Raw genomic sequence first — 22,555 nt, forward strand, 5'->3', positions numbered from 1 at the left:
GCGGCGGGCGGCGGGGGGCTGGCGCGGCGGGCTGCGGGGGGCTCGGTCCGGTCTCAGGCCTCCGCGGCGGGCAGCAGGACCTCGAAGCGGCAGCCGCCCGGGATGTTGCTCACCGTGGCCCGGCCGCGGTGGGCCTCGACGATGCCGCGGACGATGGCGAGGCCGAGGCCCGCTCCGGCCGGAGGGGTACGGGCGTGGGTGCCGCGCCAGCCGGTGTCGAAGACCCGCGGCAGGTCCTCCTCGGGGATGCCGCCGCAGCCGTCGGTCACCGAGACCACCACGCCCTCGGCGGACCGCTCGGCGGCGACCGCGACCGTGCCGTCGGCGGGCGTCCGGCGGATCGCGTTGACCAGCAGGTTGCCCAGGACCCGGCTCATCTCCTTGCCGTCCACCTCCACCGGCACGGCCGCCACCGCGTCGCCGACCAGCCGTACGCCGTGCTCGCGCGCCAGCGGGTCCGCGCCCGCGAGGGCGTCGCCGACCAGGTCGTAGAGGGAGATCCGGGCCGGGGCGAGGGGGAGCGTGCCGGCGTGGATGCGGGAGAGTTCGAAGAGGTCGCCGACCATCTCGTTGAGGCGCTCCACCTCGGTGCGGATCTGCCGCAGGTAGCGGTCGGGGTCGGCGGCGACGCCGTCCTCCAGCGCCTCGGACATGGCGCGCAGGCCGGCCAGCGGGGTGCGCAGGTCGTGCGAGATCCAGGCGACCAGTTCGCGCCGGGAGGTCTCCAGGGCGCGTTCGCGTGCGCGGGACTCCGTGAGCCGGGCGCTGGTGGCCGCCAGTTCGCGGCTGAGCGCGTCGAGTTCGGCGGTGGCCGGGACGGTGGGGGCCGCGTAGCCGCCGTCGTCGTCGAAGGAGCGGGCGGCGACGGCCAGTTCGCGGCTGCGGGCGACCACCCAGCGGCCCAGGAGCAGCGCGGTGAGCAGGGAGACGACGGCCGCCATCGCCACGACCGTGGTGACGACGGACAGGTCGTGCGGGGACAGGAACATCGCCCAGGCGACGGCGAGCGTGCCCGCGAGCATCGCGAGGACGGCGACCGCCGCCACCACCGCGAGCGACGCGGTCAGCGAACGCCGCCGGATCAGCCGCAGCACGGCCGCACCGGCCAGGCCGGCGGCGACGGCACCGAGGAAGGCGTAGAGCGCGATGAGGAGCATGTCACGCACGGTCAGCCCGTCTCCCGTCCGCCGCGTACGGCCGACCCGTCGCGCCCTTCACGCCCGCCGCGTACGGCCGACCCGTCGCGCCCTTCGCACCCGCCACGTACGGCCGACCCGTCGCGCCCGTCGCGCCCGGCCGGGTCGAAGCGGTAGCCCACGCCCCACACGGTCTGGACGAGGGCGGGCCGTGCGGGGTCGTCCTCGACCTTGCCGCGCAGGCGCCGGACGTGGACGGTGACGGTGGACAGGTCGCCGAAGTCCCAGCCCCACACCTCCCGCATCAGCTCCTCCCGGGCGAAGGCCCGCCCGGGATGGCGCAGGAAGAAGGCCAGCAGGTCGAACTCGCGCAGGGTGAGGGCGAGTTCCGTGCCGTCCTTGGTGGCCCGGCGGGCGGCCGGGTCGACGGCCAGACCGCCGGCCGACGGCGGACCCGCCTCGGCGGGCGGCCGGGCGCCGGGGGCGGGCCGGGTGCGGCGCAGTACGGACTCGACGCGCAGCACCAGCTCCCGCGGGCTGAACGGCTTGGTCACGTAGTCGTCCGCCCCGACCTCCAGGCCGAGGATGCGGTCGTCCTCGTCGCCGCGGGCGGTCAGCATGACCACCGGCACGGGCCCCGCGCCGCGCAGCCGCCGGCACACCTCCAGGCCGTCCATGCCGGGCAGCATCAGGTCGAGCACCACCAGGTCCGGCCGGTGCGCACCGGCCAGCTCCAGCGCGGTCGGACCGTCCCCGGCCCGGTCGACGACGTGCCCGGCACGCTCCAGGTAGCCGGCGACGACCTCGGCGACGGTGGGATCGTCGTCGACGACCAGGACGCGGGCGGGAGCGGGCGCGGGCGCGGCCGGGGACCCGCTCGGGGGCGGTTCCGCGGGGCGGCCCGAGGACCCCTCCGGCGGGCGTCCGCCCGGGGACGCGGGTTGGTACGGCTGCTGTGGCATGCGTCCAGCGTCGCACCGCGTGGCCGCGGAAGGTGCCGCCCGGGGACACCCGGAGGCGCGACGTCCGAGTTTCGTAAGGAGCGGGAGCCCGGTTCGTCCGTTTTCTGCTCGTAGGGTGAAAGCCGTGACTCTCTCACCCCCTCCCGACGTCGACGTCGTACTCCCGTGCCTGGACGAGGCCGGGGCCCTCCCCTGGGTCCTGGCCCGCATCCCGGACGGGTGGCGGGCGCTCGTCGTCGACAACGGTTCCACCGACGGCTCGGCGGACGTCGCCCGCGCGCACGGTGCCACGGTCGTGACCGAGTCGCGCCGCGGCTTCGGCGCCGCCTGCCACGCCGGGCTGCGCGCCGCCACCGCCGACGTCGTCTGCTTCTGCGACTGCGACGCCTCCCTCGACCCGTCCCTGCTGACGCCCTTCGTCGAGGAGGTCCGCGCCGGCACGGCCGACCTGGTGCTCGGCCGCCGGCGCCCCGAGGGCCGCGGCGCCTGGCCCGCGCACGCCCGCGCCGGCAACATCGCCCTCGCGCGGATGCTGCGCCGCCGTACCGGCCTCGGCCTGCACGACCTCGGTCCGCTGCGCGCCGCCCGCCGCGAGGCGCTGCTCGGCCTCGGCCTCACCGACCGGCGCAGCGGCTACCCGCTGCAGATGGTGGTGCGGGCCGCCGACGCGGGCTGGCGGGTCACCGAGCACGACGTCCCGTACCTGCCCCGCACCGGCGCCTCCAAGGTGACGGGTACCTGGCGCGGCACCTGGCACGCGGTACGGGACATGCGCCGCGTCCTGGCCGAGGCGCCGGCCGTCCGCGCCGAGGCCGGCGCGGACGACAGCGAGGGGAGCCGCGTCCGGTGACCGCCACGACCACCCTCCTCGTCATCGCCAAGGAGCCGCGCCCCGGCCGGGTCAAGACCCGGCTCACCCCGCCCTTCACCCCCGCCGAGGCCGCCGCCCTGGCCGAGGCCTCCCTTGCCGACACCCTGCGCGCCGTGGCCGCGACGCCCGCGCGCCGCCGGGTCCTGGTGCTCGCCGGTGAGCCGGGCCCCTGGCTGCCGCCCGGCTTCGACGTCGTACCGCAGTGCGCGGGCGGCCTCGACGAGCGGCTCGCCGACGCGTTCGCCGGGTGCGGGGGGCCCGCCCTGCTGATCGGGATGGACACGCCGCAGGTGACGCCGGACCTGCTCGACGTCAACTTCGCCGGCTGCGACGCGTACTTCGGTCCGGCCGAGGACGGCGGCTTCTGGGCCCTCGGCCTGTCCCGCCCCGAACCGGCCCTGCTGCGGGGCGTGCCCATGTCGTCGCCGGTGACGGGGGCCGTGCAGCGCGAACGGCTCCTCGCGGCCGGGCTGCGGGTGCGCGAACTGCCGCCGCTGCGCGACGTCGACACCGCCGCCGACGCGCGGGCCGTCGCCGGACTCGCCCCGCACGGCCGGTTCGCCGCCCGGCTGGCGGCGTGCACGGCGGCCGGGGAACAGCGCGCGGCGTGTACGCCGGCCGGGGAACAGCGAGCCGCCCGGTGAAGGGCGCGGCACGTCTCGACCCCGGCCCGGCCACCGCCCCGCACGCCGCTCCGCGCGCCTGGGAGGCCTCCGACCCGTACGCCGCCGCGCTGCGGGCCGGCCGCGGGCCGCTGTTCCTGCGGCGCACCGACGGCTGGCTGCTGCCGCTCGACGTGGAGCGGTGGTGCGCGCGGGCCGACACCGCCGACCTGGAGGTCCTCGACCGGTGCGAGGGCGCCGTGCTCGACGTGGGCTGCGGACCGGGCCGGCTGGTGGCGGAACTCGCCGCCCGGGGCCGCACCGTCCTCGGCATCGACGTCAGCGAGGCCGCCGTCGCCCGCACCGTGCGGACCGGGGGCCAGTCGCTGCGCCGCTCCGTCTTCGAGGCGCTGCCCGGCGAGGGGCGCTGGGACACCGTCCTCCTCATGGACGGCAACGTCGGCATCGGCGGCGACCCCCGCGCCCTGCTCGCCCGCGTCGCCGACCTCCTCGCCCCCGGCGGCCTGCTGATCGCCGAGACGGCACCGGGGGACGTCGACGAACGCGCCCAGGTGCAGGTCGTCGACGTCACCGACGGCCACGCGCCCGGCACCACCTTCCCGTGGGCGCGGACCGGCACCCGTGCCCTGCTCCGGCACGCGGGCGCCGCGGGCTGGGAAGGGGCCGGTCAGTGGAGGTCGGGCGAGCGCCGCTTCGTCGCGCTGCGCAGCACCCGCAGGGCGAGCAGCAGCGCAGAGCCGCCGAACAACGCCGCCGTGATGAGCAGCCAGCGGCCGAGGAACCCGTCCGACGACAGCGCGGTGGCCGACCGGTAACGCTCCTCCACCCGGCCGCTGATCAGCGGGAACCACACGAGCAGCAGCAGCGCGGAGAACGCGGCCGGGACCCGCACGTACAGCACCCACGCACGGCGGCGCACCGCCCCCAGCCCGCGTACGACGGCCCGGTCCGCCACCGCGTACAGCGGCAGCAGCACCAGGTCGTGCAGCAGCGCCGCCCCCACGAACCACAGCAGCACGCCCACCCGGTCGCCGTCGAGCAGCCGCACCCCGGCGTATCCCGCGAGCGCGAACGAGCAGCAGAGCAGGAGGATCTGGACGGGACTGCCGGTCAGGGACCGCAAGGACGGCCTCGGTGGACGGGGCCTGGGCCTGCGTACGAGGTTCGTCCCAGCCCTGTTCGTCCCAGCCCTGTTCATGCCAGCCCTCCGAAGGTCATCCGGGCCACCCACTTGGTGTTGAGCACGCCGGGTGCGGCCGGCACGATGATCCGCGCCGGGTAGCCGTGGTCCGGGCTCAGCGTCCCGCCGTTGACGGACAGGGCGAGCAGGGAGCGCGGGTCGGCCACCTGGTTGGCGCGCAGCGCGCCGTGCCGGAAGGAACCGGCGCGCTGGAGCGACTCGACGAACACGTCCGGCGGATCGCCGTCGAAGCCGACGAGCGCGGCGAGGTCCCGCAACCGCACCCCGCGCCACGCCTGGTCGGCGGTCGACCACCCCTCGACGCACGCGATGGGCAGCGCCGCGCCGTGCTGCCGCATCCGCAGCAGGTCGGCGCGGGCGAGGCGGACCGTGCCGGTGCGGCCCGCGACCACGAGCCGCCACGCCTCCTCGCCGGTCTCGGCGGGGTCGATGCCCGCGTAGGCGGCGGTCTTGTTGATCTGGAAGCCGTTCGGGCCGCCGCCCGGTTCGGCCCCGCCGTGCGGCGCGAGCAGCGCCGTCGAGCGCAGCGGCCCGTCGAAGGAGCGCCCGGCGCTGGTGACGAGGAGCAGCAGCGAGCCCCCGCCGACCGCCCACAGCGCCCCGCGCCGCGACACGGTCGGCGCGTCGGGCGCGGGCGCCACGAGATCGTCCGCCGCCTGGCCCGCCGTCTGATCCGACGTCCGGTCCGCGGCCCGGTCCGCGGCCTGGTCCGCCGCGTCCGGGTGCCGCCGCCGCGCGTCGCGCATGCTGCGTACGGTGCGCACCGCGGCCGGCGTCTTCAGCGCGGCGTGCGCGAGGAAGGCGGCGAAGAAGACCCACGCCCCGTAGAAGTGCAGCGGGTAGAAGGAGCCGGGGAAGACGTAGTCCAGCTGGACGTTGAGCACCCCGGTCACGAACACGAACAGCGCGCCGCCGACCAGCAGCAGCAGCGAGATCCGCTCCAGCGCGTGGGCGAGCGACCGCACCGGCGGCAGCGTGAACAGCCTCGGCACCACCGACCAGAGCTTGGCGAGGAGCACCGGGATCAGGGCCAGCCCGAGGGTGACGTGCACGCCCTGGGTGAGGCGGTACAGCCAGGTCGGGTCGGTCGGCCAGGAGAAGAGGTAGAAGCCGAGGATCCCCTTGTCCGGCGTCTTGTCGTTGACCGGGGACAGCCCCGGGTTGTAGGCGGCGTACGAGAGCAGCCCCGTCACGAACAGGACGGGGACGCCGACGAGGAGGACGAGGCCGAGCACGGAGGTGAACCGGGGACCGCGCAGGGGACTGCGCCAGAAACCCGGCGAAGAGGGAAGCCGTGAGGCGAGGTCGCGCATGTGCCGACCGTAGGCAGCGGCCGGCTGCCGAAAGGGTCCGCGACTCGTGACGAAACGCTGACGTCCGCCGCGTGCACCACAGCGCGCACGGCCTCCCGGCCTACGGTGCCGAGGTGACCCGCCTCCGCTCCGTCCGCCGCGACCTGTACGCCGCACTGACCGCCGCGCTCCTCGTGACGGCCGCCATCCTCGTCGGCCGGTACGTGTACACGTACGACGATCTGATCGTCGGCTGGCCACCCCTACTGGGCCGTTGGGACCCCCACCTCGGCCCCGGCACCCCGGCCGCCGTCCTGGTGGCGGTGGCGGTGGTGGCCTACGGTCCGTCCGTCGCCGCCCGCCTGCCGTGGCGGGCGCTGCCGCCCGCGGCCTGGGGCGCGTCGATGGCCTGGATCTGGTCCCTCGCCCTGATCGACGGCTGGCGCCAGGGCATCGCCGTCCGGCTCACCACGCCCAACGAGTACCTCACCGTCATCGACCGCTGGCACGACATCCCGGCGACCCTGCGCGACTTCACCGCGCACATCCTGATCCACTCCCCCGACAACTGGCCCGCCCACGTCGCCGGCCACCCTCCGGCGGCCACGCTCACCTTCGTGCTGCTCGACCGGATCGGGCTGGGCGGCGGAGCCTGGGCCGGGGTCTGGTGCATCACCCTGGGGTCGGCGGGGTGCGTGGCGGTCCTGGTGACGATCCGCGCCCTGGCCGGGGAGCACCTCGCGCGCCGGGCGGCGCCCTTCCTCGTCCTCGCCCCGGCGGCGGTCTGGCTCGGCACGTCGGCCGACGCGTACTTCGCGGCGGTCGCCGCCTGGGCCGTCGCGCTGCTCGCCCTCGCCGTCACCGGCCGCTCCCTGTGGTGGGCGGCGGGCTCGGGCCTCCTCTTCGGCCTGACCTGCTTCCTCTCCTACGGCCTCACGCTCTTCGCGGTGATCGCGGCGGCGGTCCTGCTCCTCGGCCGGCGCGGCGTCCGGCAGCGGCCGGTGCTGTTCGTGCCGCTGCTGGCGGGGGCGGCGGTGGTGCCGGTGGCCTTCACGGCGGCGGGCTTCGACTGGTGGGAGGCGTACCACCTCCTGGTCACCCGCTACTACGAGGGCGCCGCCGCCGTCCGCCCCTACGAGTACTGGGTCTGGGCCAACCTCGCCTGCACGGTGCTCATCACGGGCCTGGCGACGGCGCCGGGCCTGCGCCGGACGGGGGGCGTCCTGCTACGGTGGCGCACCGCCGCCGCGCCCCCGGAGACCCTCCGCCTCGCCTTCCTGGTCGCCGCCGCGCTGCTCGCCCTGCTGGCCGCCGACCTCTCCGGCATGAGCAAGGCGGAGACGGAACGCATCTGGCTCCCCTTCGCCCTGTGGCTCCTCCCCTCCTGCGCCTTCCTCCCCCGCCCCCGCGCCTGGCTCGCGGCCCAGGCGGTACTGCCGCTGCTCCTCAACCACCTGGTGGCGACGGGTTGGTGAGGCAGCCGGCCCGGTACCGATACAGATCACGCCGTACTGGTTCACGCAGTGGACTTGCATAGTCGCTGTACGTGAGCCGCATGAACGCCACCGGAACGCACTGGATCAAGAGCACCTACAGCGGCGGCGGTGGCGGCAACTGCGTAGAGGTCGCCCCGCTCACCGACGCCGTGCTCGTCCGGGACTCCAAGGGCACCGACAAGCCCGCCCTCGCCGTCTCCCGTGACGCCTGGTCGGCCTTCGTCGCGCTGTCGGCCGACCCGCGTCTCTGAGGTGCGGCGGGGTCAGACCCGGACCACGATCTTGCCCCGCGTGTGGCCCTGCTCGCTGTCCGCGTGGGCCTCGGCCGTCTGTTCGAGTGGGTAGGTTCGTGCGATGTGCGGGGTGTAGTGGCCCTGGGCGCCGAGTTCGGCCGCCTCGGTGAGGAGGGCCGGGTCGTTCTCCGCGTTGGCCAGGTGGACGCCCAGGCGGTGTGCGTTGGCGTGGTCGGCGACCGTCGAGACGCGGGCGGGGTCGCCGACGATCGCGACGAGGTCGGGCAGGGAGCCGGACGCCGCGGTGTCGAGTGCGAGGTCGACGCCGTGCGGGGCGAGGTCGGCGAGGCGGTCCGCGAGGCCGGGGCCGTAGGTGGTGGGGACGGCGCCGAGGGACGTGAGGAAGGCGTGGTTGCGTTCACCGGCCGTGCCGATCACCGTGGCGCCCCGGGCCACCGCGAACGCGACCGCGGCGCTGCCCACGCCTCCGGCGGCGCCCTCGACGAGCAGGGTGCGGCCCCGCAGGGCACCGAGCGGCTTCAGCCCGCCCAGGGCGGTCACGGACGCCAGGCCGGCGCCGGCGGCCTGCTCGTCGGTCCACTCGGCGGGCACGGGCGCCCAGGCCGAGAGCACGGCCAGCTCCGCCGTCGCCCCGGTGACGCCGCCCAGCCCGAAGACCCGGTCGCCGACGCCCACCCCTTGCACGCCCGCACCCACCTCGTCGACCACGCCGGCGGCGTCCCGGCCGGGGATCGCGGGCAGGTCCACGGCGAGCACGTCGCGCACCGCGCCGGAGCGGACCTTCCAGTCGACGGGGTTGACGCCGGCCGCCGCGACGCGGATGCGGACCTCGCCGGGGCCGGGGTGCGGGTCCGGTGCCTCCTCGACCACCAGGGTCTTGGCATCGCCGTACTCGTGATAACGGACTGCGCGCATGGTCTGCTGCCTTTCCGAAGGCCTGAAGGGGGGTGGAAATGGTCGGCGGGCCGCCGACGTTGCTCACGTTAAAAGCTGACGTCAGCGTGAGTTGCAAGTCCGGTGGGCCATCCGGACGAAGGAGGACCGATGCGCATCGGTGAGGTCGCCGAGAAGACGGGGGTCAGCGTCCGGGCGCTGCGCTACTACGAGGAGCAGGAGCTGCTCCCGGCGTGCCGCAGCGCCGGAGGCCACCGGCAGTACTGCGACACCGCAGTCACCCGGGTCCGGCTGATCCAGCACCTGTACGCCGCGGGCCTGCCGAGCCGGGTGGTGCGCGAGGTGCTGCCGTGCGTGGACTCGGGCGAGGCCCACCCGGCGCTCCTCGACCAGTTGGAGGCTGAGCGCGTCCGCCTCGACGAGCGGGTCACCGAGCTGCTCGCCGTGCGCGACCGGCTCGACCACGTGATCGCCCTCACCCGCGACCCGGACGCCGACTGCTCCCACCTGGAGTGAGCAGCCCGCCGGTCACGCCCCGCAGGGCAGGTCCACCTCCAGGGCGGTCGGGCCGCCGGGCGGGCTGGTCAGGCGGAGGGTGCCGTCGAGGGCCGCGACGCGGCGGCGGATGCCGGTCAGCCCCGAGCCGCCGTCCTCGTCGGCGCCGCCCCGCCCGTCGTCCTCGATCCGCAGGCGCAGCCGTCCGCCGCGGGCGCGGGCGGTGACCGAGGCCCGTCCGGCACCGCTGTGCTTCGCGATGTTCGTCAGCGCCTCCGCGACCACGAAGTACGCCGTCGCCTCGACCGACGCCGCGCACCGCTCCGGCACGTCCGCCTCGACCCGGCACGGCACCCCGCTGTCGGCCGCGAGTCCCGACAGCGCCCCGGCGAGGCCCCGGTCGGCGAGGACCGGCGGGAGGATGCCGCGCGCCACCGAACGCAGCTCCGCGAGTGCCTGCTCCGCCGCCGACTGCGCCCGCTCCAGCAGTTCGTCCGCACCGGCGGGGTCGCGGGCCGCCATCCGCCGCGCGGCACCGAGGAGGACCGTCACGGACACGAGGCGGTTCTGCGCGCCGTCGTGCAGGGAGCGTTCGATGCGGCGCAGCTCCGTGGCGTGCGCGTCCAGCGCCGCGGCCCGGGTCGCGGTCAGCTCGGCCACCCGCAGGGACAGGTCCGTGTCGGGGCCGGCCGCGAGCAGGCGCCTGGCGGGGGCGGCCTGGAGGCGGGCCATGCCGGGGCCGAGGCCCACGACGATCGCGATCCAGCCCACGCCCAGCAGCAGCGCCGCGAGCGCGTCGAGCCAGGTGTGCGCGGTGCCGACGCCGACGGACGTGGTCGTCGCCTCCTCGGACCCGAGCCGCCACCACAGCGGGAAGGTGGTGTCCCGGAAGGCGAAGAGCGGCAGCAGGAAGCCGAGCAGGCCGAGGAGGAACCCCCCGGTGGCGTGCCGCACCAGCCAGCCCAGCTCGCGCCGGGTGGTGGGGTCGGCCAGCGCGGGCCGCAGCCGGGTGGGCGGCGGGTCGGGCGGCACGATCTCCACGCCCCTGCGGTTCAGGCGGGCGCGCTCCCGGCGGGCCAGTCCGTGCAGGGCGCGCAGCGCGAGCGGGGCGAGCAGCAGCCCCACCCCGACCGGCGCGGTCATCGCGGCCGCGGCCAGCAGCACCAGCACGCCCAGTCCGGGGAACGCCGTGCCGAGCCCGCCGACGAGCTGGCCCATGGCCGCACGGGCGGCGCGCAGGGACCGTACGGCGGTCTCCCGCACGGACACGCGTCCGGAGGCGGCGTCGGAGGCGTCCTCCGACGTGCTCCCGGACGCTCCCCCGGCCGTGCTCTCGTCTGCCCTCATGTGCCTTCCTCCCTCCGGCCGTACGCCCGTGCCGGTGAGCCCGACCCTAAGCCGCGGCACCGGCCGGCGGCGGGTCCGCAGCCGGAAAGTACAGGCTGCTGTACCCCGGTCCGGGCACCCACGGGATCGGCCGCACCGGGTCCCGCTCCATAGCGTCGTAGGCGACCGAGAGCGACGCCGACGGAGGCCGCAGCCATGACGCACCAGGACCACCGAACCCACCAGGACCCCTACCGCCTGGCCTCGTCCCAGGACGCCCCCGCCCCCGGCGGGGAGGCCGTCTCCCGCGGCGACGTACTGCGCACCCTGCTGTGGGCCGTCGTCGTGCTCAGCGCGGTCGCCAACATGACCGCCTCGTACAGCGGTGCCCACCCGTGGGTGCACCTGGCCAGCGGCGTGGTCACCGTGCTCGCCGCCGGCGCCCTCGTCGTGCGCGGCCTGCGGGGACGGCGATGAGCACCGCCGCCGTCACGGCGGTCACCGCGCGCAGGGCGCCCGCCATCGCGCTGGACCGCGTCGCCAGGACCTACCCGGGCGGCGTCCGCGCCCTCGACGACGTGTCGCTGACCGTCGGGCACGGCACGTTCCTCGCGGTGATGGGACCCTCGGGCTCCGGCAAGAGCACCCTGATGCACTGCGCCGCCGGACTGGACTCCCCGACCTCGGGCAGCGTCCGCATCGACGGGCAGGAGATCTCGGGGCTCGACGAGACCCGCCGCACCGAACTGCGCCGCGAACGCGTCGGGTTCGTGTTCCAGGCGTACAACCTGATCCCCTCGCTCAGCGTCGAGGACAACATCACCCTGCCGCTGCGCCTGGCCGGCCGGCGTCCGGACCGGGCCTGGCTGCGCACCCTGACCGAGCGGGTCGGGCTGGCCGACCGGCTCGCGCACCGCCCGGCCGAGCTGTCCGGCGGACAGCAGCAACGGGCGGCCGTCGTACGGGCACTGGCGGCCAGGCCCGCCGTCGTCTTCGCGGACGAGCCGACCGGGGCGCTGGACCTGCGCAGCGCGCACCAGGTCCTCGACCTGCTGCGCGGGCTCGTCGACGACCTCGGCCAGACGGTGGTCATGGTCACCCACGACCCGGCCGCCGCCGCCCGCGCGCACCGCGCCCTGGTGATGGCCGACGGCCGGGTCGTCGACGCCCTGGAGCGGCCGACGGCGCCGGAACTCGCCGAGCGGCTCGTCGCGTTGGGGGAGCGGTAGACATGCTGCACCTCGCCCTGCGCATGGCCGCCCACCGCGTCACCGCGCTGCTCGCCGTCGCGTGCGCGGTCCTCGGCGGCGCGGCGCTGATCACCACCACCGGCGTACTGGCGGAGTCCGGGCTGCGCTCGCAGCTGCCGCCCGGCCGGCTCGGCGGCGCGGACGTCGTGGTCGCCGCCGATCAGGAGTTCCACCCGAGCGGGGACCTGCCGGTCGCGCTGCCCGAACGGGCCACGGTCCCGGGCCGCCTCGTCGAGCGGCTGGCCGCCCTGCCCGGCGTCACCGACGCGGTCGGCGACATCGGCTTCCCCGCCGCCCTGGTCGACGGCCGCGGACCGGCCGTACCGGCCGGCGGGGACCCGCGGACGGCCGGTCACGGCTGGTCGTCGACGAAACTGCTGGCCGACGCGCGCGTGACGGGACGGGCACCGTCCGGCGCGCACGAGGTCGCCGTGGGCGCCGGTGCGGGCCCGGCGGTCGGCGAGACGGTCGAGGTCGTGGCGAACGGCCGCCCCGCCGCGTCCTACCGGGTCACCGCGCTGGTCGACGCCCCGGACGCGGACGGCGTCTACTTCGCGGACGCCACGGCCGCCGGGCTCGCCGGGCGCGACGCCGAGGGCGCGGGCCCGCGCGCCGGGACCGTCGACCTGGTCGGGCTGCGGGTCGACGAGGGCGCCGGGGACGGTGCCGGGGTGCGGGTCGCCGACGCCGTCCGCGCGGAGGTGGCGGGCACCGGGCTCAAGGTCGTCACCGGCGCGGACCGGGGCGACGCGGTGGCGCCGGGCGTCGGGTCGGCGCGCTCGCTGCTGATCCTGCTCGCCGGTTCGCTCGGCGGGATCGTGCTGCTGATCACCGGGTTCGTCGTCGCGGGCGCGCTGGGCGTGACCATCGCCGGGCAGCGGCGCGACCTGGCGCTGATGCGGGCCGTCGGCGCGACCCCGCGGCAGATCCGGCGCCTGGCCGCCGCGCAGTCGACCGTCGTCGCGGCGGTGGCGCTGGTGCCGGGCGTGGCGGCCGGGTACCTGCTGGCGGGCCGCTTCCGGGAGCTGCTGGCCGACCGGGGCGTCCTGCCGTCCGAACTCCCCCTCACCGTCGGACCGCTGCCCGCGCTCGCCACGCTGCTGCTGGTGGTGGCGGCCGTCCAGCTCTCCGCCCGGTGCGCGGCCTGGCGCACCTCGCGGATGCCGGCCACCGAGGCCGTCGCCGAGTCCCGCAGCGAACCGCGCACCCCGTCGCGGACGCGGACCGGAGCCGGCCTGCTGCTGATGCTCGGCGCGTGCGCGCTCTCGGCGGTGCCGCTGCTGTCCCGCACGGCCCTCGGGGCCTCGGTCACGTCCATCGCGGGCATCCTCGCCGCGATCGGCCTGGCGATGGCCGGTCCGGCCCTGGTCAGGGGCGCGGGCGAGGCGGCCGTACGGCGGCTGCGCCCCGGGGTCGCGGCCCCGACGTGGCTGGCGCTGGCCAACGTGCGGGCCTACGCGCTGCGCCTGTCGGGCGTGGTCAGCCCGCTGGCCATGGGCGTCGTGTTCGTCCTGACGTACACCCTCACCCAGACGACGGTGCTCGCCGCCACCTCCGACGACACCCGCACCGGCACCCTCGCCCAGTACGAGCTGACGGCACCGGCCCTCGGCGGCCTGCCGGACGGCACCCTGACCGCCGTACGGGAGGTGCCCGGCGTACGGGCGGCGGCCGCGGCCCAGTCGACCACGGTGGTGTGGGAGTACGAGGAACTCGGCGAGCCCGCGGCCGAGTCGGCCCCGGCGACGATCCTCGGGCCGGACGCCCGGGACGTCGTGGACCTCGGGGTGACGGACGGCGGCCTGGACCGGCTCACCGGAGCGACGGTCGCCGTCAGCGCCGAGGCCGCCCGCACGCGCGGCGCGGGGCTCGGCGAGCGGATCCGGCTGGTGCTCGGCGACGGGGCGCGGGTCGACGCCCGGGTCGTCGCCGTGTACGACCGGGGGCTGGGCTTCGGCCCGGTCGTCCTCTCCCGCGAGCTGGCCGCCGGGCACACCACGACCGGCCTCGACCAGCGGGCCCTGGTCCGCACCGACGGCACCTCGGCGGCGGAGGCCGGGCTGAACGCGCTGGCCGCCGACCGCACCGGCCTCGCCGTCGCGGGCACGGCCCCCGACGCCGCCGGTGCGGACGCGCCGCCCGAGGTGTGGATCAACCTGGCGCTGGTCGTGGTGCTCCTCGGCTACCTGCTGCTGAGCATCGCCAACAAGCTGGTCGCCGCCACCGCGCAGCGCCGGACCGAGATCGCCGCGCTGCGCCTGGTCGGCACGACCCCGCGGCAGATCCTCGCGATGATGCGCCGCGAGGCCGCCGTGGTCGCCGCCGCGGCCCTGGCCGCGGGCCTCGCGCTGTCCGCCGTACCCCTCGCCCTGCTCGGCCAGGGCTTCCTCGGCCACCCCTGGCCGGCGGGGCCCGCGTGGCTGCTTCCGGCGGTCGCGGCGACCGTGGTGGCGACGGCGTACCTCACCGTCGAACTGCCCACCCGGCACGCGCTGCGGACGCCGCCCGCGGACGGGCTGCGGGCGGCGTGAGCAACGCCGGGGCCCGGGGGGGGGCGGGCGGCGTGAGCCCCGCCGGGGCCCGGGGGCGGTTGCCGGGGTCAGTCCGCGGGGCAGGACCGGTCCTTCGCGGGCATCTCGCCCTCGACGAGGTAGCGCGTCGTGGTATTCAACGCGCAGGAGTTCTTGCCGAGGACGTAGACCCCGTGCCCGCTGTCGTCGACGCTGACCAGCCGGGCCCGGTCGCCGAACTTCTCGCGCAGCAGCTCTCCGCCCCGGTGCGGGGTCGGCACGTCGCGCCGGTTCTGCAGGAGCAGCACGTTGCGCGGGCCCTCGGGGTCGATCTTCACCGGCGGTTCGGCCGGGGCGTGGGACCAGAAGGCGCACGGCGTGATGTTGGCGGCGGCCGCGCCGTACAGCGGGTAGCGCTCGCGGTCCTCGGCGACGCCCCGCCGGTAGGTGTCGACGTCCTCGGGCCATTCGACGTCGTTGCAGGTGACGGCGAGGAAGACGGTCAGGGAGTTGTCGGCGGGCGACAGCTCCGCCCCGTCCGCGGCGCCGTCCCGGCCGGCCGTCAGGCGGCGGACCGCCGACGCGTCGCCCTCGCGCACCGTCTGCCAGGTCTGGGCCAGCGTGGCGTACCGCGTCTCCTTGAACAGGTAGCCGAAGGTCAACAGCCGGAACATGCCGCCGTCCAGCCCCGCCACGGGCGTCTCGTCGAGCTTGGCGGCGATGGCGAAGTAGGACCGGCGGACCTCTGCCGGAGTACGGCCCAGGCCGTAGCTGTCGTGCCGGCGGGCGGCCCACTTCGCGAAGTCGGGAAAGGTCTGCTCCATGCCGAGCGCGTAGCGGCGCATGCCGTCGCGGTCGAGGTGGGTGTCCCCGATGTTGCTGTCGAGCACGATCCGGTCGGCGCGCTCGGGGAACATCGACGCGTAGGCGGCGCCGAGTGCCGTGCCGTAGGAGTAACCCAGGTAGCTGGTCTTCTCCTCGCCGAGCGCGGCCCGGATCCGGTCCAGGTCGCGGGCGGTGTTGGCGGTGGTCAGGTGGCGGAGCCGGCCGTCGGGGTCGTTGCTCGCGCACTGCTCCGCCACCTGCTCGGAGAGTTTCGCCTGCGCGGTGACCGCGGCGTCGTCGACGGCGTAGGGCGGGATGTTGGCGTAGTAGGGGCTGTCCGCCGTGAAGCCGCAGCCGACCGGGGAGGAGTGGCCGATCCCCCGGGTGTCCATGCCGATCAGGTCGTAGCGGTCGGTGACGCTGCTGGGCAGGCCCTGGGCCACGAGCAGCGCGGACAGCGCGAGACCGGATCCGCCGGGGCCGCCGGGGTTGAGCATGAGGACGCCGCGCCGCTTCTCCGGGTCGGCGGCGGCCAGCCGGGAGATCGTGAGGTCGATCTGCTCGCCCTCCGGGTCGGCGTAGTCCAGCGGCACGGGCACGGTGGCGCACTGCAGCTCGGTCGGGGCGGCCTCGGCCGCGACGTCGTCGGGGCACTGGCCCCATTCCACCTGCGGCGGCCTCGGTTCCTCGGCGGCGGCGGGCGCGGGGGCCGTGGCCAGGGAGCCACCCAGGCCGAGGACGGCCAGCAGGGCCAGGCTCCGGCCGACACTGCGCTGTCGTTTCATGTCCAGTCTCCGAACACCGGTTCACGATCGCGGTCGCCGCCATCCCAGTCCCTGCCCCTACGGCACGGTCAACACCGCCCCGGACGAACCGGCCAGGGTTGACCCTGCCCCAAGGGCAGGGTTTTCAATGGCCGTCGGGTACGACGCTGGAGAAAGGGCTCCGGGTGGCATGGAGCACGCGTCAACTGGCGGAACTCGCCGGTACGACGACCAAGACCGTCCGGCACTACCACGAGATCGGCCTGCTGGACGAGCCGGAACGGGCGTCCAACGGCTACAAGCTGTACGGCGCCCGCCACCTGGTCCGCCTGCTGCGCATCCGCCGGCTGACCGACCTCGGCGTGTCCCTGGCGGACGTCCCCGCGGTCGAGAGCGGCGACGAGCGGGCGCGGCAGATCCTGCGGGACCTGGACGCCGAACTCGCGGCGGACATCGAACGCCGGCAGCGGATGCGGCGCGAACTGGCGGCCGTGATGGAGAACCAGGCCGCGCTCGACATGCCGCCGGACTTCCGGACGCTCGCGGACGACCTGCCCGAGGGGGAGCGGTCCATGCTGCTGGCGTACTTCAGCGTGTTCCCGCCGGATGCGTTGGCCGCCGTCCAGGAACAGCTCTCGGCGCCGCGCGGTGCCCTCGACGTGGAGTTCGCGGCGCTCGCCGAGGACGCTCCGGAGGCGGTACGGCAGCGGCTGGCGGAGCTGATGGCTTCCGAGGTCCGCCAACAGCATCGGGACCACCCCGCCCTGGCCGACCCCGGGTTCGCCTCGCGCCGGGAGGCGGCGGTCGCCGAGTCGGTCGTCGCGCACGCGCTGGTCGAGTTCTACAACAGCGCTCACCTCGACGTGCTGCGACGCGTCCACGCGCTCGTCTTCGGGGACGGCGCCGCCAAGAGCGAGGACGGCGCCGCCCGGGAGTGAGGACGCCGCCGCCCGGGAATGGTCGGCGCCGGGGAAGCGTGCCTCACCCCTGCCGTTCGCGCAGGGCGGCGCGCGCCGGGAGGGCCACCGCGGCGAGGCCGAGGGCCACCGCGGTCGCGGCGAACGCCCCGTACAGCAGCGGCGGAACGTGCGGGGACTCGCCGGTCAGGCCGCGCATCATCGGCGTCAGCGTGATCATCGCGATGGCGGTGCCCAGGACCACGCCCGCCGCCGACACCAGCAGGCTCTCCCAGCCCAGCATCCGCAGCACCTGGCGGCGGGTGGAGCCGACGAGGCGCAGCGTGTGCAGTTCGCGCCGGCGGTCCAGGACCGTCATCACCAGGGTGTTGACCGCGGCGATCGCGGCGAACCCGCCCAGGACGGCGGCCATCACGTAGTTGGCCCAGGCGCCGAACTCGCGGTCCACGTTCTGCGCGAGGGCGTACCCGGAGGCGTCGGTGACCTCGCCGAGCGCGCCGAGCGGTCCGGCCTCGCCGCCGCTGACCAGCAGCGTGTCGGCGAAGGGCGAGGTGAGGTGCCCGTCCAGGGACGCGCGGTCCATGGTCACCGCGGGCAGGCCCATGCCGCGGCCGTAGACCGCGACGATCTCGGGGGCGGCCTTCGTGCCGTCGGGGAGGTAGAGCGGCAGCGTGTCGCCGAGGCCGGCCCCGGCGGCGGTGGCGAGGGTCCGGTCGACGGCGATCCGGCCCTCGCCCACCCGGTCCAGGCTGCCCTCGCGCACGTCCAGGTCCTGCACCTTCGCGAGCCGTGCGCCGGAGCCGGAGACGCCCTGGGTGGCGGTCCCCTGCAGCGACGTCTCGCCGCCGCCCCGCACGGGCACCAGTACCTGCGTGTCCAGCAGGCTCACGGCCGCGTCGACGCCGGGGACGCGGGCGGCCCGGTCGGCGGCGTCGGCGGGCAGGCCCGCCGGGTTCGTGACGACGTGGTCCGCGGTGACGCCGTCGCGGAGCTGCTCCGAGGCGACGTGGCTCTCGCTGGTGTGCATGAAGACCAGCGTCGACGCGAAGGCCATCGCCAGCACGATCGGGGTGATCGCGGAGGCCAGCCGGCGTGCGTTGGTGCGGGAGTTGGCGGCGGCCAGCGACGCGGAGGCGCCGCCGCCGCGCAGCAGCAGACCGAAGAGCGCCGCGCACAGCCGGGCCAGGACCGGGCCGAGCAGGGCGACGGCCAGCATGAAGAGCATGACGACGCCCAGGGAGGCGTTGGCCGCGTCGGAACCGGCGGCGGAGGCCGCGACACCGGCGAGCACGGAACCGCCGCCGACCGCGGCCAGCCCGAGGACGGTACGGACGACGCCGGGCCGCAGCCGCTCCACCGACGCCTCGGCCAGCGCCTGGCCCGGCTTGATCCTCGCGGGCCTGCGCCCGGCCGCCCAGCCGGCACCGAGCGCCGTGAGCAGTCCGACGGCGACGGCGGCCAGCAGCGGGAACCCCGAGACGTGCAGCTCGACCGCGTCCGGAACGGCCCCTCGGTCCTGCATCTGCCCGAACCACCAGTGCGCGAGCCCGATGCCCGGCAGGCAGCCGAGCAGCCCGGCGAGCGGTGCGACCAGCAGGGCCTCGGAGGCGACCGCGCGGCGGATCTGCCGCGGGGTGGCACCGACGGCGCGCAGCAGCGCGAACTCGCGGGAGCGCTGGCCGACGGAGAGGGCGACCGTGCCGGCCGCGGTGAAGACCGCGACCAGGGTGGCGATCGCGCCGAAGGAGGCGCCGATGGCGAAGAGCGTCTCCTTGGCGTAGGCCAGGGTGTGGTCCTCGACCTCGCCGCGGTCGTCGCCGGTGAGCACGTGGGCGCCGGAGCCGGCGAGGGACGCGCCGACGGCGGCGGCGAGGTCGGCCGGGTCGGTGCCGTCCTCGGCCAGGACGGCGATGGCGTCGGCCCGGCCGGGGTGCCCGGCCAGCACGGACGCCTCGTCGTCGGCGAACCAGGCCACCGCCCCGCCGCCCGCGGAGCCGCCACCCGCGTCCCCGCCCGCCGTGTCGCCCGCTCCGGCCTCGGCCAGTCCGGAGACCCGGAACCCGGCCCGCCCGTCGGCCGTCTCCAGCGTGACGGTGTCGCCGACGCCGGCCCGCGCGGCACGGGCCGCGCCGGTGCCGAGGACGACTTCGCCCGCGTGCGGTGCGGCGCCCTCCGACAGCGCGGTGCCGGTGAAGACGTGCGAGCCCCAGCCGTGACCGGTGAGGGTGCCCGACGCAGCGGTGCCCCGGAGCACGGGGAAGGTGAAGTCCGGTACGGCGACCGCCGCGCCCGGCGCCCGGGCCGCCCTCGCCGCGAGCCCCGCGTCCACGCGGGCGGTGTCCGGCAGCGGGTACGCGGTCTCCTCCGGGCCGTCGACGGTGTCGGCGACGACCCGCGCGGACTGGTCGGCCGCCGCGACGACCGGCGCGCCCGCGTACCGCTCGGCCGGCACCGAGGCGCGCAGCCCAGTCTCCAGGAGGACACCGCAGGCCGTGACGATCAGCGCCGACATCATCAGCGCGACGAACGTGCCCGCGAACGAGGCGGGTTTGAAGCGCACGGCCGCGCGCGCCAGACCGTTGGGCTTGAGGCTCATGCCGCCGCCCCCGCCCCGGCCATCGTCCGCGCACGGCCGGTGAGCGCGGCCATCCGCGCCGCGATCCGCTCCGCCGGACCCCGTTCGAGGTGGCCGGCGAAGGCGCCGTCGGCGAGGAACAGCACGCGGTCCGCCCAGGCGGCCGCCGCGGGGTCGTGGGTGACCATGACGACGGTGGCGCCGAGGGTGTCCACCGCGTGCCGGAGCAGGCCGAGGACCTCGGCTGCGGTGCCGGTGTCGAGGGCGCCGGTGGGCTCGTCGGCGAACACCACGTCGGGGGCGGTGACCAGGGCGCGGGCGACGGCCACGCGCTGCTGCTGGCCGCCGGACAGCTCGCCGGGCCGGCGGCGCGCCTTGTCGGCGAGCCCGACCTGGGCGAGTACCTCGGCCGCGCGGCGGTGGTCCTGGCGCTGCCCGGCCAGGCGCATCGGCAGCAGGACGTTCTGCTCGACGGTGAGCGAGGGCAGCAGGTTGAACGACTGGAAGACGAAGCCGAGGCGGCTGCGGCGGAGTTCGGTCAGCTCGTTCTCCTTCATGCCGGTGATCTCCGTACCGCCGAGCCGCACGGACCCCGCCGACGGCCGGTCGAGCCCGGCGGCGCACTGGAGGAAGGTGGACTTGCCGGAGCCGGAGGGGCCCATGACGGCGGTGAAGCTGCCGCGCGGAAGGGCGAGGTCGATACCGGCGAGGGCGTGCACGGTGCCCGCACCGCGGCCGTACTGCCGCCGCACGCCGCGCAGCTCGACGGCGAGCCCGGACATGGCGGCCGACCCCCCGGCACCGCCGTACGCCTCCGCGCGCCCCTCGGCCTCCGCGCGCCCCTCGGCCTCCGCCCGGTCCTCCGCCTGCCGCCGCTTCCCCTTGCGCAACCCCATGGTCCCGTCTCCCTCGTCCTCGTCCTCGTCCGTCTCACGTCCGGTGCGTCCGTGTGACGGAGGGAAGAGTGCGGGGACGGCTCGGCGCCGGGCGTCATACCCGGGAGCCAACATGCGGGTGCTACCCCGGTAGGGGGTGGGGAGAGGACCCGGCCTACTCGCCGGCCGTCACCAGTCCCGACTCGTAGGCGAAGACCACCGCCTGGGCGCGGTCGCGCAGGTCGAGCTTGGTCAGCACGCGGCTCACGTGCGTCTTCACCGTCTGCTCGGCCAGCACCAGGTCCTCGGCGATCTCCGTGTTGGACCGGCCGCGGGCGACCAGGGTGAGCACCTCGGTCTCGCGTTCCGTCAGGCCCTTGAGCCGCTGCGCGGGCTTGCCGCGGCCCGCGGGGCGCTGCTTGGCGAAGTCCGCGATCAGGCGGCGCGTCACGGAGGGGGCGAGCAGCGCGTCGCCCGAGGCCACGACCCGTACCGCCGCGATGAGGTCGGCCGGCGGGGCGTCCTTCAGCAGGAAGCCGCTCGCGCCCGCCCGCAGCGCCTCGTACACGTAGTCGTCGACGTCGAAGGTGGTGAGCATCAGCACCCGCGGCCGGTGGGTCACCCCCGGCGGGGGCGCGAGGAGCCGCCGCGCGGCCTCCAGCCCGTCCATCTCGGGCATCCGTACGTCCATCAGCACGACGTCGGGGTGGGTGCGCCGGCTCAACTCGACGCCCTGGGCGCCGTCGGGGGCCTCGCCCACCACGTCGATGTCGCTCTGGGCGGCCAGCAGCGCGGCGAAGCCGGCCCGCACCATGGCCTGGTCGTCGACGATGATGACGCGCGTCGTCACGTGAAGTCCTTTTCGGTGAGAGGTAGGTGCGCCGCAACCCGGAATCCGCCCGCCGGCAGCGGACCCACGTCGAGGGTGCCGCCGACGAGCCGCACCCGCTCGCGCATGCCGACGAGTCCGTGCCCGGTGCCGCCCACCTCCAGCGGCCCGTCGCGCGGCCGCGGCGGCGGCCCGTTGACCACCAGCACGGTGAGCCGCTCCCCACGGCCCCCGCCGTCCCCGCCGGCTCGGTCGTCCGGGTCGTCCCCGTCGCCGACGGGCCCGTCCACCGACAGCGACACCCGCGTCGCGGCCCCCGGCGCGTGCCGTACGACGTTCGCGAGGGCCTCCTGGACGATCCGGTACGCCGAGAGCCCCACGGCCTCGGGCACCTCGGCCTCGCACGGACTGAACTCCACCGGCCCGACGGTCCTCGCCGTCGCCTCGACCAGCTGCCCGATCTGCGCGAGGCCGGGCTGGGGCACCAGCTCGCCGTGCGCCTCCTCGTTGCGCAGCACTCCGAGGAGGCGGCGCATCTCGCCGAGCGACTCCCGGGCGGTGGACGCGATGGACGTGAACTCCTCCCGCACGTCGGGCGGCAGGGCCCGCAGCCGGTACTCGGCGGTGTCGGCCTGCACGGTGATGACGGACATGTGGTGCGCCACCACGTCGTGCAGCTCACGCGCGATGCGGGCCCGCTCCTCCAGGAGCGTCCGGCGTCCCCGCTCGGCCTCGCTGATGGTCTCCTGCTCGGCCAGCCTGCGCTGCACCTCGTACCGGTCGCGCAGCACGCCGCCCAGCAGGAGCGCGACGCCGCCGAGGATGGTGAACAGCAACTCCCTGGCCCCGAAGCCGTGCGGCGCGGCGAACCCCAGGCCCACGTTGGCGGCCGCCGTGGCGAGCCACACCAGCACCAGCGTCCGGCGCCGCTCGCGCAGGCCCAGGGCGAGGCAGAGGCCGACGTACCCGACCAGCTCCATGGGCGGGAACGGCCACAGCAGCCGCTCCTCGAAGTCGACGGAGAGCAGGGCCAGCGCCCCGGCCACGTCCGCGAGGAAGACCACGTACCAGGCCTGCAGCGGCCGTACGACGGCGAGCAGCAGCGGCGCGGCCTGCGCGACGGCCAGCCCGCCGGCGACCGCGCCGTTCAGCCCGTAGTCGGCGGTGAGGACGACGATGGTGGTGGGCAGCAGGGCGACGCTCAGCACGAACGCCAGCGCCCACGGCAGCCCCCGCACCCACCGCCGCGAGGCCCCCGCGAGCACCGCACGCGACCGCCCCGCCTCCACCGGTTCCATGCCCGCCAGCCTAGGCGCCCCTCACACCCGAACCATCACCCTGCAGAGCCAACCCGCAGTGATACCCCGGTAGGGGGTGCAGGGAGCACGAAGGGGGCGGGCGGGCGCCCCGCGGCACCGGCCCGCCCCCGGAAGCTGCGCCGGACTCAAGCGGATCTACGC

At 76.2% G+C, this 22,555-nt stretch carries 20 protein-coding genes and 1 pseudogene; 10 read left to right on the forward strand and 11 right to left on the reverse strand.

The genetic code is table 11. The features are described 5' to 3' along the window. Nucleotides 1-53: 53 nt before the first annotated feature. Both IG94_RS0115975 and IG94_RS0115980 read right to left on the reverse strand, forming a co-directional pair. Nucleotides 54-1,166 (reverse strand): sensor histidine kinase, encoded by a 1,113-nt coding sequence (locus IG94_RS0115975; RefSeq protein ID WP_031036191.1) that lies wholly within the window; start codon nt 1,164-1,166, stop codon nt 54-56. A gap of 2 nt (nt 1,167-1,168) precedes the next feature. After that, nucleotides 1,169-2,098, reverse strand: a complete 930-nt coding sequence (locus IG94_RS0115980; RefSeq protein ID WP_078892318.1) for a response regulator transcription factor — start codon at nt 2,096-2,098, stop codon at nt 1,169-1,171. Between the two features lie 115 nt (nt 2,099-2,213). Here IG94_RS0115980 and IG94_RS0115985 point away from each other — a divergent pair, with 115 nt between their 5' ends. The 3 genes and pseudogenes from IG94_RS0115985 to IG94_RS44335 form a co-directional block, all read left to right on the forward strand. Next, nucleotides 2,214-2,948, forward strand: coding sequence for a glycosyltransferase family 2 protein (locus IG94_RS0115985; protein WP_037763915.1), 735 nt, complete (start codon nt 2,214-2,216; stop codon nt 2,946-2,948). Beyond that, nucleotides 2,945-3,613, forward strand: a complete 669-nt coding sequence (locus tag IG94_RS0115990; protein WP_052410713.1) for a TIGR04282 family arsenosugar biosynthesis glycosyltransferase — start codon at nt 2,945-2,947, stop codon at nt 3,611-3,613. Before IG94_RS0115985 ends, IG94_RS0115990 begins: the two co-directional genes overlap by 4 nt. Before the next feature lie 218 nt (nt 3,614-3,831). Continuing rightward, nucleotides 3,832-4,128 (forward strand): annotated as a pseudogene (locus IG94_RS44335) (class I SAM-dependent methyltransferase); the annotation flags it as partial. 131 nt (nt 4,129-4,259) lie between these two features. Here the strand turns inward: IG94_RS44335 and IG94_RS44340 are convergent. After that, on the reverse strand, nt 4,260-4,823 hold the full coding sequence (locus tag IG94_RS44340) for a hypothetical protein (RefSeq protein ID WP_224289783.1): 564 nt from the start codon (nt 4,821-4,823) through the stop codon (nt 4,260-4,262). Beyond that, nucleotides 4,787-6,106: a molybdopterin-dependent oxidoreductase gene (locus IG94_RS0116000; protein ID WP_031036202.1), complete on the reverse strand. Its 1,320-nt coding sequence runs from the start codon at nt 6,104-6,106 to the stop codon at nt 4,787-4,789. Before IG94_RS0116000 ends, IG94_RS44340 begins: the two co-directional genes overlap by 37 nt. Before the next feature lie 113 nt (nt 6,107-6,219). On the opposite strand from IG94_RS0116000, the gene IG94_RS0116005 reads away from it, so the two are divergent. Both IG94_RS0116005 and IG94_RS0116010 read left to right on the forward strand, forming a co-directional pair. Further along, nucleotides 6,220-7,560, forward strand: a complete 1,341-nt coding sequence (locus IG94_RS0116005; protein ID WP_031036204.1) for a hypothetical protein — start codon at nt 6,220-6,222, stop codon at nt 7,558-7,560. A gap of 80 nt (nt 7,561-7,640) precedes the next feature. Beyond that, complete coding sequence (locus IG94_RS0116010; RefSeq protein ID WP_031036205.1) at nt 7,641-7,832, forward strand: DUF397 domain-containing protein; 192 nt, start codon at nt 7,641-7,643, stop codon at nt 7,830-7,832. A 12-nt stretch (nt 7,833-7,844) separates the two neighbouring features. Here the strand turns inward: IG94_RS0116010 and IG94_RS0116015 are convergent, their stop codons facing one another. Next, entirely contained in the window at nt 7,845-8,750 is a 906-nt protein-coding gene (locus tag IG94_RS0116015; RefSeq protein ID WP_031036208.1) for an NADP-dependent oxidoreductase, read from the reverse strand. A gap of 129 nt (nt 8,751-8,879) precedes the next feature. Between IG94_RS0116015 and IG94_RS0116020 the strand changes: the two genes are divergently transcribed. Next, entirely contained in the window at nt 8,880-9,245 is a 366-nt protein-coding gene (locus tag IG94_RS0116020) for a MerR family transcriptional regulator (RefSeq protein ID WP_031036211.1), read from the forward strand. A 12-nt stretch (nt 9,246-9,257) separates the two neighbouring features. Here the strand turns inward: IG94_RS0116020 and IG94_RS0116025 are convergent, their stop codons facing one another. Next, a complete protein-coding gene (locus tag IG94_RS0116025) occupies nt 9,258-10,571 on the reverse strand; it encodes a sensor histidine kinase (RefSeq protein ID WP_224326354.1) in 1,314 nt (437 codons plus the stop codon). A 195-nt stretch (nt 10,572-10,766) separates the two neighbouring features. Between IG94_RS0116025 and IG94_RS0116030 the strand changes: the two genes are divergently transcribed. From IG94_RS0116030 to IG94_RS0116040, 3 genes are read left to right on the forward strand one after another with little or no spacing between them, the layout of a single operon-like run. Continuing rightward, complete coding sequence (locus IG94_RS0116030) at nt 10,767-11,027, forward strand: hypothetical protein (protein WP_031036217.1); 261 nt, start codon at nt 10,767-10,769, stop codon at nt 11,025-11,027. Next, nucleotides 11,024-11,779, forward strand: coding sequence for an ABC transporter ATP-binding protein (locus IG94_RS0116035; protein WP_031036219.1), 756 nt, complete (start codon nt 11,024-11,026; stop codon nt 11,777-11,779). Before IG94_RS0116030 ends, IG94_RS0116035 begins: the two co-directional genes overlap by 4 nt. A 2-nt stretch (nt 11,780-11,781) precedes the next feature. Further along, the gene (locus tag IG94_RS0116040; RefSeq protein ID WP_031036221.1) at nt 11,782-14,331 is read left to right on the forward strand and encodes an ABC transporter permease; all 2,550 of its coding nucleotides are present in this window, start codon (nt 11,782-11,784) and stop codon (nt 14,329-14,331) included. 68 nt (nt 14,332-14,399) lie between these two features. Here the strand turns inward: IG94_RS0116040 and IG94_RS0116045 are convergent, their stop codons facing one another. Next, complete coding sequence (locus IG94_RS0116045; protein WP_031036224.1) at nt 14,400-15,920, reverse strand: alpha/beta hydrolase; 1,521 nt, start codon at nt 15,918-15,920, stop codon at nt 14,400-14,402. 164 nt (nt 15,921-16,084) lie between these two features. On the opposite strand from IG94_RS0116045, the gene IG94_RS0116050 reads away from it, so the two are divergent. Then, nucleotides 16,085-16,837, forward strand: coding sequence for a helix-turn-helix domain-containing protein (locus IG94_RS0116050; RefSeq protein ID WP_031036227.1), 753 nt, complete (start codon nt 16,085-16,087; stop codon nt 16,835-16,837). Between the two features lie 43 nt (nt 16,838-16,880). On the opposite strand, the gene IG94_RS0116055 is transcribed toward IG94_RS0116050, so the two are convergent. The 4 genes from IG94_RS0116055 to IG94_RS0116070 all read right to left on the reverse strand — a co-directional run bounded on the left by IG94_RS0116055 (nt 16,881) and on the right by IG94_RS0116070 (nt 22,393). Then, complete coding sequence (locus IG94_RS0116055; RefSeq protein WP_031036230.1) at nt 16,881-19,412, reverse strand: ABC transporter permease; 2,532 nt, start codon at nt 19,410-19,412, stop codon at nt 16,881-16,883. Further along, nucleotides 19,409-20,287 (reverse strand): ABC transporter ATP-binding protein, encoded by an 879-nt coding sequence (locus IG94_RS0116060; RefSeq protein ID WP_031036233.1) that lies wholly within the window; start codon nt 20,285-20,287, stop codon nt 19,409-19,411. Before IG94_RS0116060 ends, IG94_RS0116055 begins: the two co-directional genes overlap by 4 nt. A 154-nt stretch (nt 20,288-20,441) precedes the next feature. Next, nucleotides 20,442-21,116, reverse strand: a complete 675-nt coding sequence (locus IG94_RS0116065; protein ID WP_031036236.1) for a response regulator — start codon at nt 21,114-21,116, stop codon at nt 20,442-20,444. Then, the gene (locus IG94_RS0116070) at nt 21,113-22,393 is read right to left on the reverse strand and encodes a sensor histidine kinase (RefSeq protein WP_031036238.1); all 1,281 of its coding nucleotides are present in this window, start codon (nt 22,391-22,393) and stop codon (nt 21,113-21,115) included. The genes IG94_RS0116065 and IG94_RS0116070 overlap by 4 nt, the downstream gene beginning before the upstream one ends. Nucleotides 22,394-22,555: the final 162 nt, after the last annotated feature.

The organism is Streptomyces olivaceus (assembly GCF_000721235.1).
GTDB classification, from domain to species: Bacteria; Actinomycetota; Actinomycetes; order Streptomycetales; family Streptomycetaceae; genus Streptomyces; species Streptomyces olivaceus.